At 63.9% G+C, this 12426-nt stretch carries 9 protein-coding genes; 7 read left to right on the top strand and 2 right to left on the bottom strand.

Annotated features, from left to right (window positions below; genetic code table 11):
- Nucleotides 1–7 precede the first annotated feature (7 nt).
- Nucleotides 8–1534, top strand: a complete 1527-nt coding sequence (locus L6D64_RS09630; RefSeq protein WP_176506717.1) for a cryptochrome/photolyase family protein — start codon at nucleotides 8–10, stop codon at nucleotides 1532–1534.
- Nucleotides 1535–1570: 36 nt separating this feature from the next.
- Here the strand turns inward: L6D64_RS09630 and L6D64_RS09625 are convergent, their stop codons facing one another.
- Nucleotides 1571–2017 (bottom strand): PAS domain S-box protein, encoded by a 447-nt coding sequence (locus L6D64_RS09625; RefSeq protein ID WP_176506716.1) that lies wholly within the window; start codon nucleotides 2015–2017, stop codon nucleotides 1571–1573.
- 153 nt (nucleotides 2018–2170) lie between these two features.
- Here L6D64_RS09625 and L6D64_RS09620 point away from each other — a divergent pair, with 153 nt between their 5' ends.
- Nucleotides 2171–3058: a MerR family transcriptional regulator gene (locus L6D64_RS09620; RefSeq protein ID WP_176506715.1), complete on the top strand. Its 888-nt coding sequence runs from the start codon at nucleotides 2171–2173 to the stop codon at nucleotides 3056–3058.
- A 91-nt stretch (nucleotides 3059–3149) separates the two neighbouring features.
- Here L6D64_RS09620 and L6D64_RS09615 read toward each other — a convergent pair whose 3' ends face one another.
- On the bottom strand, nucleotides 3150–4064 hold the full coding sequence (locus L6D64_RS09615) for a LysR family transcriptional regulator (RefSeq protein ID WP_225923451.1): 915 nt from the start codon (nucleotides 4062–4064) through the stop codon (nucleotides 3150–3152).
- Between the two features lie 206 nt (nucleotides 4065–4270).
- Between L6D64_RS09615 and L6D64_RS09610 the strand changes: the two genes are divergently transcribed.
- The 5 genes from L6D64_RS09610 to L6D64_RS09590 all read left to right on the top strand — a co-directional run bounded on the left by L6D64_RS09610 (nucleotide 4271) and on the right by L6D64_RS09590 (nucleotide 12411).
- Nucleotides 4271–5293, top strand: coding sequence for a zinc-dependent alcohol dehydrogenase family protein (locus tag L6D64_RS09610; protein ID WP_176506714.1), 1023 nt, complete (start codon nucleotides 4271–4273; stop codon nucleotides 5291–5293).
- Nucleotides 5294–5755: 462 nt separating this feature from the next.
- Entirely contained in the window at nucleotides 5756–7108 is a 1353-nt protein-coding gene (locus L6D64_RS09605; protein ID WP_176506713.1) for a hypothetical protein, read from the top strand.
- Nucleotides 7108–8418 carry an aminotransferase class I/II-fold pyridoxal phosphate-dependent enzyme gene (locus tag L6D64_RS09600; RefSeq protein ID WP_176506712.1) on the top strand — a complete coding sequence of 437 codons (1311 nt, stop codon included), beginning with the start codon at nucleotides 7108–7110 and terminating at the stop codon, nucleotides 8416–8418. The genes L6D64_RS09605 and L6D64_RS09600 overlap by 1 nt, the downstream gene beginning before the upstream one ends.
- 85 nt (nucleotides 8419–8503) lie before the next feature.
- Complete coding sequence (locus L6D64_RS09595; protein ID WP_176506711.1) at nucleotides 8504–10153, top strand: VRR-NUC domain-containing protein; 1650 nt, start codon at nucleotides 8504–8506, stop codon at nucleotides 10151–10153.
- A complete protein-coding gene (locus L6D64_RS09590; protein ID WP_176506710.1) occupies nucleotides 10150–12411 on the top strand; it encodes an ATP-dependent DNA helicase in 2262 nt (753 codons plus the stop codon). Before L6D64_RS09595 ends, L6D64_RS09590 begins: the two co-directional genes overlap by 4 nt.
- Nucleotides 12412–12426 lie beyond the last annotated feature (15 nt).

Below are 12426 nucleotides of genomic sequence, written 5' to 3'. Positions count from 1 at the left end.
CTGAACGATGCGCCTGGGCCTGGTGCTGGGTGACCAGCTGTCGTTCGACCTGGCGAGCCTGGCCACGCTTGACCCTGCCCGCGATGCGATCCTGATGGTGGAAGTTGAGGGTGAGGCCCGGTACGTGCCGCACCATCCGATGAAGATCGTGCTGATCTTCAGTGCCATGCGGCACTTTGCCCAGGCCCTGCGGGAGCGGGGTTGGCAAGTGCATTATGTCGAGCTCGATGCTGACGGCAACAGCGGTAGCATCGTTGGCGAATTGCGGCGCTGGCAACACGCCTTGGGTGCCACCCACATTCACCTGACCGAATGCGGGGAGTGGCGCCTGGAGCAGGCTTTGCGCGATGCCGGATTGCCCCTGGTGTGGCATCGGGATACGCGTTTTCTGTGCTCGCGCGAAGCCTTCGCGCGCTGGGCCGACACGCGTCGCCAACTGCGTATGGAGCACTTCTACCGTGGCATGCGCAAGCGAACCGGCCTGCTGATGGAGGCCGATGGCAGCCCGGCAGGTGGGGCCTGGAATTTTGATGGCGACAACCGCAAGCCGTTACCGCGCCAGCTGCGCGGGCCGTTCGCTGCGCATTTCGCGCAGGACGGGATCACGGCAGCGGTGGTCGCCCTGGTACGTCAGCGCTTCAGCGACCACTATGGAGCCATCGACGGCTTCGACTACCCGGTGACCCATGCCGAAGCACGTCAGCTCTGGCAACATTTTCTGGACTTCGGGATGGCGGCCTTCGGTGACTACCAGGACGCTATGGCCGAAGGCGAACCCTTCCTGTTCCATGCGCGCATCAGTGCGGCGCTCAACATCGGGCTGCTGGATCTGCGGTGCCTGTGCCAAGAGGTCGATATAGCCTGGCGCGAGAGGCGGGTGCCGCTCAATGCAGCCGAAGGTTTCATCCGCCAGTTGATCGGCTGGCGCGAGTATGTGCGGGGCATCTACTGGCTGCGCATGCCGGAATATGCCGGGCTCAATCACCTGGGCAACGAGCGTGCGCTGCCGGCATTCTACTGGACCGGGCGCACCCGCATGCGCTGCATGGAGCAAGCTATCGGGCAGACCCTGCGATTGGGGTACGCCCACCATATCCAGCGGCTGATGGTGACCGGCAACTTCGCTTTGCTGGCCGGCATCGTGCCTAGTGCGATTTGTGAATGGTACCTGGCGGTTTACATGGATGCCTTCGACTGGGTGGAGTTGCCCAACACGCTCGGCATGGTAATGCATGCCGATGGCGGCTACCTGGGGTCCAAGCCCTACTGCGCCAGTGGTCGTTACATCCAGCGCATGTCCGACCACTGCAAGGCGTGCAGCTACAGGGTCGACCATATGATCGAGGAAGATGCCTGCCCGTTCAATGCCCTTTACTGGCATTTCCTCATCCGACATCGGCCTCAGCTTTCGGTCAATCCGAGGCTGGCGCTGGTCTATCGTAGCCTCGATCAAATGTCGGCCGACCGTCGCGATGCGGTGTGGCAGCGTGGCCAGGTACTGTTGGCCCGGCTCGATGCCGCGCAACCCATATGAAAAAGCGGGTTGCCCTGACCGGGTATGGGTGTTCAGTCAGCGCTCAGCCTGCCCCAGTTGCCGGCGCAACTCAGCCACTTCAGCTTCCAGCTCGCGTACCTTTTCCTCAGCGAAAATCTGTGCTGTGACGTCGCGCTGAATGCCGATGTAGTACGTCAGCTGGTCCGCCTCGTTGCGCACGGGCGTGATCGATAATTCGTTCCAGAACAGGCTCCCGTCCTTGCGGTAGTTGCGCAGCACCTGGCGGCAGGGCCTGCCTTCGCGGATCGCCTTGCGGATGACTGCAAGGCTCTCCTGGTCATGATCCTCGCCCTGAAGAAAGCGGCAGTCCTGATAGAGGATGTCGTCCGCGTAGTACCCGGTGAGGTGCTGGAAGGCGGGGTTGACGTAGATAAGGATGCTGTCATCGCCTTCCTGCTCGGCGACGACGATGCCATCGTTTGAATGCTCAACCATCAGTTGCAGGAGTTTCGCGTTTATCATGGGGCCACCCTACAGGCGTTTCGTGTGCGATATGCGCAGCGTAGCTTCTATGCAGAAGGTTTCGGCGACGTGTGTTGCATCATGAACCAAGACGGCTCAGCGCAGAAGGCGCATATGGGTCTAGAATGTTTCTCCCACTGGATGCCCCTCGTTATGACTGACGCCACTTCACCCGACCTGCTACCGATGCGCGATGTGGTCAGCTTGACCGGCGTCAACCCGGTGACCTTGCGTGCCTGGGAGCGGCGCCATGGCTTGATCAGTCCGCAGCGCACCGAGGGCGGCCATCGCCTGTACACGGCGCGGGATGTCCAGCGCATCCGCGACATCTTGCGTTGGACTGGCAACGGCGTGCCGATCAGCAGGGTCGGCGAAAGGCTCGCAGGCCAGCCTGAGGTCCCTGCCCAGCAGCTCCCGGCCTTTGACCAATGGCGCGCCAGCGTGGCGCGCGCCTCCAAGGCTTTCGATGCAACGGCGCTTGAAGGCATACATGGGCAGTTGTGCACACTTTTCCCCACGGCCACCGTCCTGCGGCAAGTGCTGATGCCGGTTTGGCACGACTTGGCTGCAGGGGCTGCGCCAGGCGAGCGCAGCCAATGGCTGTTTCTCGACACGTTCTTGCGCGCACGCTTGCTGCTGCGTCTGCAAATGAACCAGGCCGATGCGCCGCGAGTGGTGCTGGCCGCTACCGAGGGGCAAGCCGAACTCAAGGTCCTGTGCGCCGGGCTACTGTTGAGCAGTGCGCAGCAGCGTATCGAAGTGCTCGGTTGCGGGCAGCCGCTGGATGAGCTCCCTATCGTGTGTGCGGCGATGCGGCCTGCGGCACTGGTGATAAAAGTCCAGGCCCCGCTGAGCCCGGCCTTGATCAGGCGCTTGCGCGCGTTGCAGATGGAAATCGAATGCCCGCTGGCCTTGGTTGGCGAGGGGCTTGCCGATACTCAACCCGCCTTGAGTGAAATCCCTATAGGCCTGCTGGACGAGGGTAGCGCTGACGCGGCGCGCATGCTGAACGCCTTGCACCGTGGGGTGCTCGACCTTTGATCGATGGGCTTGCTCCTGGACACCACCTCGTCTGCCAGAACCGCTCAGGATTCAACGGCGCAAAAAACAGCGCGTACTCAATAGAGCTTGATCACAGACTATCGGGATCACCGAAGAACATTTGTATCCTCGACCTCAACCAGCGCTCAGCCGGGTCGTTATCCTGCGCCCCACGCCAGGCCATGTGCAGTTCGAACGAGCGCACGTCCAGCGGTAGGTCCTCAGCCCGCAAGCCTCCCGCCGAGGTCAAGGCATCGGCCGTATAGTCCGGCACCGTGGCGACGATATCGGTCCCCGCCAGCAAACTCCCCAGGCCATTGAACTGCGGTACCGCCAGCACCACATGGCGCTTGCGGCCTATCTCCTCCAGCGCCTCGTCGATGAAGCCCGACAGGTCCCCGGCAAACGACACCAGTGCATGCGGCCGCGCGCAGAAGTCGTCCAGGGTGATGCTGCCCGGCACGCTGTCGGCGCGCAGCAGCTTGGGCTTGCTGCGCCGCAGCACCTTGCGCTTGGCGTTGGCTGGCAGTTCGCTGGTATAGCTGACGCCCACGGAAATTTCGCCCGAGGCCAGCAGGGTCGGCATCAACAGGTAATTGACCCGACGTACCACCAGGACGATGCCGGGGGCTTCGGCGCGGATGCGCTTGAGCAATTGCGGCAGCAAGGCGAATTCGGCGTCGTCCGACAGGCCGATGCGGAACACTGCGTTGCTGGTGGCCGGGTCAAACTCGGCGGCGCGGCTGACGGCGGTGGAGATCGAGTCCAGCGCCGGTGACAGCAGGGCGAAGATTTCATGAGCGCGTGCCGACGGCTCCATGCTGCGGCCGGTACGCACGAACAGCGGGTCGTCGAACAGGTTGCGCAGGCGCGACAGGGCCGCGCTGATTGCCGGCTGGCCGAGGAACAGCTTCTCGGCAGCGCGGGTCACGCTACGCTCATGCATGAGGGTTTCGAACACGATCAGCAGGTTGAGGTCTACGCGACGCAGGTCGTTTCGATTCATCGGTGCGCTTCGCCTAAAGTGGGGCAGGGGTGAATCTTAAGGCCAAAGGCTGTTACCCTGCACCGATTTCCGGGGGCCAATGCACAGGAAAGTCAGGTGCCCAATCGATGACAGGCATGTCGACTATTAATAGCCACTGATGGTCTAACCGCAAAAGCCCGGATAAAGTCCGTGGTAATACGAGATTCACACAGGCGAGGTATGCGATGTCCCGCATGATCCGTTTCCACAAGTTCGGCGCTGCCGATGTGCTCCGTTGCGAGGAGCAGGCCGAACCGTCACCTGCCGTCGGCGAGGTGCAGATCCGCGTCGAGGCGATCGGCGTGAGCTGGTATGACGTGCTCTGGCGGCAGAACCTGGCGCCCTCCCAAGCCCGTCTGCCCGCAGGGATCGGCCACGAGATGGCCGGTGTGGTGACTGCGGTCGGCGAAGGCGTCGATGACATCGCAGTGGGCGACCGGGTCGCCAGCTTCCCGGCCACCAGCGCCAACGATCACCCGGTGTATGGTGACGTCATCGTGCTGCCGCGCACCGCCATCACCCGCTATCCGGACCTGCTCTCGCCGATCGAGGCCAGCGTGCACTACACGCCGCTTTTGATCGCCTATTTCGCCTACGTCGACCTGGCACGCGCCAAGGCCGGGCAGACCGCGCTGGTCACCGATGCCAGCCATTGTGCCGGGCCGGCCTTCGTGCAACTGGGCAAGGCGCTCGGCCTCAAGGTGTTCGCCGCCACACGCGAGCCCGAGCAACGTGAATACCTGCTGGGCCTGGGGGCCGACAAGGTGATCGTCACCGAGGAGCAGGACTTGCTCATGCAGGTTGGCAAGTACACCGATGGGCGCGGCGTGGACATGGTACTCGACGGCATGGGCGGGCCGCAGATGTCGCTGCTGGGCGATGTGCTGGCGCCGCGCGGCAGCCTGGTGCTGTATGGCCTGCAGGGGGGCAACCAGACACCGTTTCCGGCCTGCGCGGCGTTCCAGAAGAACATCCAGTTTTACGTGCACTGTATCGGCAACTTCACCGGCAAGCCGGAACTGGGCATCACCCAGGATCAGGTGGCGCTGCAACGGGCCTTGCGCGATATCAACCAGTTCACCGCCGATCAGTTGCTGACACCGCAGATCATCAAGGTGTATCCATTCGGCAAGGTGGTCGAGGCCCATCGGTACATGGATGAGTGCCCATGTGGTGGGCGGGTGGTGCTGGACATGGCCACGGCCTGAAGCACGTTTGGTAATGATAAAACCGGGCTGATGCCCGGTTTTTTGCATTATGGCTGGTTATATTTAGCTGGGCTGCGGCCACGAACTTTGTAAATAGATGTTGCCTCAAGCAACGTGGCAGTGTTTTCAAGCGGCGTTTCCGCGCTGTGCGGGTTGTGTTTGCCGATTTCTGAATGGTGTTTTCAGCAAGATCTGTATCTTTTAATCCTTATTCAACGCTCGATAATGGCGTATCGATAGTTGGCGCAAGGAGCGTGCAGTGGAGAACAACAGGCACAGCAGTGCGCGGTTGAAGGCGAGGGTAAGTCCATGGATGGGTTCATGTTTTGCGTTAGTGGAACGACAGCGTATTACAACTTCGAAGTTTCCCGGATGTTTGTAGGAAGTTTCCTCAAATTAAATTCGCTGTACTTAATCCTGAGCAGCGCGTTTTGTTGTGAAATGAAGTTGTGAGGTAACGCCGTGAGCATTGTGCACGACCAGGCTATGCACTTTATCTACCAACAGGTGCTGGAACGCCTGTTGAGCCATATGTCGAAGGAGCAACGCGCATCCCTGCAGTTATTGATACAGCGACTGCTGGTGGCCGCTGGCGGGCCGGAATATATCGGTACGTTCAGGTTGCTGGTGGTACACGGGGCGGATCGCCGTAGTGCCCGGCTATTGGCGATCTTGCGGGCCGCCCAGCTGAGCATTGCCTTGCGAGCACCGGTCACCTTCAAGTTACGGGTGTTGGTGGCCTGTTTGCCGACAGCCAGCAGCGCCGTGCTGGAGCAGCACGAGCGCACCTTCAGCGCCTTGTTCATGCATGATGACCCACGGGTGCTGTTGCAGATGGTCGAGGGCGCCGACGTGGTGCCGTTCTGTCGCCGCGCCGATGCCGCAGCCCGGCAGTCGCCGTTGACACGCGAAGCGTTGCTCTTGTTCGGTCACCTGGTCGATGCGCGCCCGCAAGCGTTGCTGGGCAGCCGCACCCACCTGGAACTGGCCGATGCCGTTCGCCGGGCACTGGCCGAGTACCCGGGTGCCGATGCACTGGTCACCGCCGTGCCCGCCTGTCAGCGACGGCGCTTTGCGGCCTGGGCCCGGCGCAGCCTGCGCCTGGCAGGTGCCACCCGCCTTGGCGCGCTGCATCAATGCGTCGATAGCCTGGCCAGGAGGCTGGGCCAGTTGCATGCCGCCGCCGATTCACCGGGTGTGGCCATCGCTGTGTCCGATAGCACCCGCTCAAGGGCATTGCCGATGCGGGTCATCGTGATCGACGATCTATTGGCCCAGTTGCTCAGCGACGGCCAGCTGGACGTGATCCTGGGTTGCGGCCTCGAGGGGATACAGGAAGGCCAGCCGCTGGCGGCGTTTGTCGACCCTCTGGCGCTGGCGCAGCTGCCAGAAACAGGCGCTCGCGGACAGTCGCCTGACGCGCCCCGGTTCAGCCAGGGCGACCCAGCCGGGTCGCAGGCGCTGCAGCCGAGGCGCCTGGCCAAGGGCTACGGGCTTGAGCCGACCCAGGTCGCCTGCATGTTGTACCGGCCGTTTTGCGACCAGGGGGCGGGTCTGGAGCGGTTTCTGCAGTATTGTCACGCTGACATGCTGGTCGCGTTGCCCTACCTGCATCGGGCCTTGCAGGGCAAGTCCTGCCCTGATGCCGTCAAGGACTGGATCGTCAACACCAGCGGCTTGCAGTTGGCACAGTTGCGCATGGTCTACAAGGGGCGGTTGGGCACGGGAGTACGGCGTTTGCTCGCCAACCTGGCAAGGCGCGATGTGCAGTTGCGGTTGTTGGGCCGTCCTGCGCCGTTCAAGGCCTCATCCTGATGGGCCGTGAATTCGCCTATCAGGTGGTGTACCGCTATCTGGTCGCCTTGATCGACGAAGCCGAGCGGGGAGGGCCGCCGCGCTTGCCTTCGCTGAGGGCCTTGTCCAGACGCCTGGGGGTTTCGTTGGCCACGGTGCAAGCGGCCTACAGCCTGCTCGAGCATGAAGGGCGGGTACATTCGGTGCCCAAATCCGGCTATTTCGCCCAGGTTGGCCTGCAAGCCGGCCGGGCCGACGTGGCCCAGGCGCTGCCCGCGCAGCCGCTGCTGCGCGCACTGTTCGCCCATGAGCGGCGCCTGGGGCGGGTGCGTACGCAACCCGCGCGGGGCCTGGGCGGGCCACGCCTGCGTGATGCCCTGGCCGAACGCTATACGCGCGCTTCGCGTCAGTGCTGGCGGCCTGAGGATGTGCACCTGGGCCCGGATGTGCAGGCATTGCTGGAAACGCTGCTGCTGGCGTTGGGGCTGCGTGGCTGTGCCGTGGTGGTCGCTTCACCCTGCTGTTGGCGGATCCTGCGGGTACTGCAACGCTGTGACATGCGGGTCCTCGAACTGCCGCTCGATAGCGGCGGCAGTCCGGATATCGGCAGCCTGTCCACGCTGCTGGGCTGTGAGCCGGTGCGCATGATGATCATGCCTTCGTGCCTGGGTTTTCCTGCCGGGCGCCTGATGCCCCAGCACGCCCAGCAGCAGATCGCCGAGCTGCTGGCGTTGCACCCGGTCTGGTTGCTGGAGAACGATCTCGACAGTGAGTTGTGTTTTTCCTTGCCTGTGGGGGCTCGGCTGCGCGACTGGGTTGACCCGCGCCGGCTACTGGTACTGGGTTCGCTGGAGGCAACCCTGGGGGCCGAGGTACCCTATGCCTACCTGTTGGGGTGCCACCCGGCGTTGGCCGATGCGGTCTCCCAGCGAGCCTTCCAGCTTGCCCCGCTGCGCCAGCAGGCGCTGGCGCAGATGATCAGTTCGGGCGAAATCGACCAGCACCTGGGGCGGATGCGCGGGGTACTGCAGGGGCGTATGGCGCAACTTTGCCAGCATTTGAGGGCGGTGTTGGGGGCGCAGGTGGCGTTCGACATGCCTGATGGCGGGTACGCCTTGTGGGTGCGCCTGTCACCGGAAAGTGTGGGCGCTCGAGCCGTGGCGGCGACAGCGGGCTCGGTACTACAGGTGCTGGCCGGGGAGCAATTCAGCGTCCACGGGCGTTATCGGCAATTTCTGCTGCTGACCTGGTTGGGCGAGCAGCCCGGTACACTGATCGAGGCGCTGCAACGCCTGGGGCTGGCCTTGGCGGTTGACACCGTTCGTCGGTAGAGCGCCGCAATCAACCAGGGTGCTTGCCTGTGCAGGTGGTCTGTATGTATAAACAGTGTTCACTCTGGCTGCCTGACCCCGTCTTGTGATCGCTCACCCTGTCGCTGACCCGCTGTATTACCTGCACAACTTCCGCCAGGTACTGCAGTGGGTCGACTCACGTTACGCCGACCTGCTCGATGAGCAGGAGCGGGCCTTTCTCCATGCCTTTGCCAAACTGGCGCAGCCGGCCCAGGCGCTGATGGTGCGCATGGTGATGCGCAAGGGCGAGCTGTTTCGCTGTGACCGCCTGGACTATGCCGAAATCGGCGACAGCATGGCTGCCTTGCAACCGCTGTTGGCATTGGGTTGGGTGCGCGAGCCCGAGGTCCTGAGCCTTGAGCAACTGTTCGCGCTGTTGCGCAAGGATGAACTCGCCGCAGGTTTCGCTGGGCTGTTAAGCCGCCCGCGGGCGGCCAAAAGTGACCTGCTCGAACAACTGCGGCCACTGTCGCTGGTCCCCAGGCCGTTGCGCGAGTGGTTTGCCCAGGCCCCGGTGGTTATCGTGCAATGGTGCCTGCAGCCACTGTGCGATCGCATGCGGCTGCTGTTTTTCGGCAACCTGTATCAAGACTGGTCGGAATTTGTGCTGGCCGACCTGGGCGTGCTGCGTTTCGAGCAGGTCGCGTTCAGCCCTGACTCACGCGCTCTGCAGCAGCGCAGCGAGGTCGATCAGGCAATGGCGCTGCACCAGTGTGGCGAGCGTCTGGAGCAGGGGGAAGACCCTGCGTCGATCCTCGCGTCACTGGCCGACCTGCGCTTCGACAACCCGTGGCTGGCGCGGCGCCATGGCCGGCTGCTGTTTGCCCTGGGTCACCAGTGCGAGCGCCTGGGTGACTGGGACCAGGCCCTGGCGGTGTATGCCCGCAGCAACCATGCGCAAGCGCGTATCCGCCAGGTTCGCGTGTTCGAGCGCAGCGAGCGTTGGGAGCAGGCTTACGCCTGTGCACGTGAGCTGGCGGCTGCACCGGCCAATGCCCTGGAAGTGCAAGCGCTGGAGCGCATGTTGCCGCGGCTGGCACGCAAGCTCGGCGGGCCGGCGCAGCGCCGCCGGCGTGCAGCACCCCTGGAACTGATCGAACTGGAGCTGCCACGCGAGCAGGCAGGGCTGGGTGTCGAGGAGGCCGTGCGGCAACACCTGGCGCAAGCGGGGGGGCAGGTGCATTACGTGGAAAACACGTTGTTCAACAGCCTGTTCGGCTTGTTGTGCTGGGAGGCGATCTTCGCTCCGGTTCCAGGAGCCTTCTTCAACCCGTTCCAGGCAGCGCCCCAGGACTTGCATGACAGCGACTTCCAGCACCGGCGCGCGGCACAGTTCCTGGCCTGCCTGGGGCGCCTGGACGATGGCTCCCATCGCCAGGCCATTCTCGACTGCTACGCGGCCAAGCAAGGCCTGCAATCGCCGTTCGTGTTCTGGCCCATGCTCAACGAAGTGCTGCTTGATGAAGCATTGACGTGTCTGCCCGCCGCGCACTTGAAGCAGTGTTTCCTGCGCCTGTTGCAGGATATACGCAACAACCGCGCCGGCATGCCTGACCTGATCCAGTTCTGGCCGGAGCAGCAGCGCTATCGGATGGTCGAGGTCAAGGGCCCGGGTGATCGCCTGCAAGACAATCAGCTGCGCTGGCTGGCGTTCTGCGCCGAACAGGGTTTGCCGGTTGCGGTCTGCCATGTGCGTTGGAGCGAGGCACCATGAGCTACCGCGTGGCAGTGCGGGCATTGTGCGAGTTCAGCGCCAAGGTCGGTGACCTGGACCTGCGCTTTACCCCGTCCCCCACGGCCCAGGAAGGTATCGAAGGGCATCGCCGGGTGGTCGCCCGGCGCGCAGCAGGCTATGAGGCGGAAATTGCTCTTGAGGGTGAGTACCAGGGCCTGCTGGTACGCGGGCGTGCCGATGGCTACGACCCGGCCGCCAATCGCCTGGAAGAAATCAAGACCTACCGCGGCGACCTGGCCCGCCAGCCCGCCAATCACCGGCAGCTGCACTGGGCCCAGGCCAAGGTCTATGCCTGGCTACTGTGCCAGGCCCGACAGTTGCCGGCCATCGAGGTGGCGCTGGTCTACCTGGAGGTCGACAGCGACAGCCAGACGCTGATCAGCGAGTCCTGTCGCGCCGATGAACTGCAGCGCTTCTTCGACACCCAGTGCCAACGGTTTCTCGGCTGGGCCCAGGCCCAACAGCAGCGACTTGCCGAGCGGGACCAGGGTTTGCTGGGGTTGGGCTTTCCTTACCCGCAGTTTCGCCAGGGCCAGCGGCAACTGGCCGAAACCGTGTACAAGGCGGTCAGCACTGGCCGCTGCCTGATGGCGCAGGCCAGTACCGGCATCGGCAAGACCCTCGGTACCGTGTTCCCGCTACTCAAGGCGATGGTCCCGCAGAAGCTGGACAAGGTGTTCTTCCTCACTGCAAAGACCCCCGGGCGGGCGCTGGCGCTTGACGCCCTGCGCCAGATCAGCGCAGGTTCGCCGCAGCCGGCCTTGCGCACCCTCGAGCTGATCGCCCGGGACAAGGCCTGCGAATACCCGGACAAAGCCTGCCATGGCGAGTCCTGCCCGTTGGCCCAAGGCTTCTACGACCGCCTCCCGGCCGCACGCGCGGCGGCGGCCTTGCGGCCCATGCTCGACCGCGCCGGCTTGCGCGAAGTGGCATTGGCGCATCAGGTGTGCCCGTACTACCTCGGCCAGGAAATGGCCCGTTGGGTGGACGTACTGGTGGCCGACTACAACTACTATTTCGATGCCCACGCGTTGCTGTTCAGCCTGACCCAGCTCAACCAGTGGCGGGTTGCGGTGCTGGTGGACGAGGCGCACAACCTGGTGGAGCGCGGCCGCAGCATGTACAGCGCCAGCCTTGACCAGGGCCAGGTGCTCGCCTTGCGCCAAAGCAAGCCGCAAGGGCTCGGCAGTGCCCTGGACCGGCTGAACCGGCAGTGGAACGCGCTGTACAAGGAGCAGCGCGCGCCTTACCAGGCCAGCGACCAGTTGCCGGAGAGCTTTCTGCGTGCCCTGCAGCACTGCATCGGGTTGATCCAGGAGCGCATGAATGAAAAGCCGGCCGAAGTCGATGCCCAGGTGCTGCAGTTTTTCTACCAGGCGCTGCAGTTCAGCCGGGTGGCGGAACTGTTCGGCGAGGATTTCCTGTTCGACGTCAGCCTGCGCGAGGGCTCGCGCAAACGGCGCCTGGCCAGCCTGTGCCTGCGTAACGTCACCCCGGCCCGGTTGCTTGCGCCGCGCATGCAGGCCGCGCGCAGTGTGGCGCTGTTTTCCGCCACCTTGAGCCCGAGGCCATTCTACGCCGACCTGCTCGGCATGCCTGCGGACTCCGCCTGGCTGGATGTGGCAGCGCCGTTCCGTGCCGAGCAGCTCGAAGTGCGCATCGCCAGCCAGGTCTCGACTCGCTATCGCGAACGCCAGGCCTCACTGGCGCCGATCACCGAGCTGATTGCCGAGCAGTATCAGCGCCAGCCAGGTAACTACCTGGCGTTCTTCAGCAGTTTCGAATACCTGCAGCAGGTAGCCCAGCGGGTCGCCGAGCGCCATCCGGGCATCCCGCTCTGGGCGCAGGCGCCGGGCATGGATGAAGGCGCGCGCCAGGGCTTTCTCGATCGTTTCGTCGCGCACGGGCAGGGCGTAGGCTTTGCCGTGCTCGGTGGCGCGTTCGGCGAGGGTGTCGACTTGCCTGGCACGCGCCTGATCGGCGCCTTCGTCGCCACGCTTGGCCTGCCTCAGGTCAACCCGGTCAACGAACAGTTCAGGCAACGTCTGCAGCGGCAGTTTGGCGCCGGTTTCGACTATGCCTACCTTTACCCCGGCGTGCGCAAGGTCATCCAGGCGGCCGGGCGGGTCATTCGTGGCGATCAGGACCGCGGTGTGCTGGTGCTGATCGACGAACGTTTCGCCGAGTCCCGGGTGCAGCAGATGTTTCCGGCATGGTGGCAGGTGGCCGTTAAATAATCCCGGGTGGCCCCA

The sequence above is a fragment of the Pseudomonas urethralis genome (assembly GCF_021602465.1).
Lineage (GTDB): Bacteria > Pseudomonadota > Gammaproteobacteria > Pseudomonadales > Pseudomonadaceae > Aquipseudomonas > Aquipseudomonas vlassakiae.
Note: the sequence above shows the minus strand (reverse complement) of the source record. Positions and strands in the feature narration are given on the sequence as shown.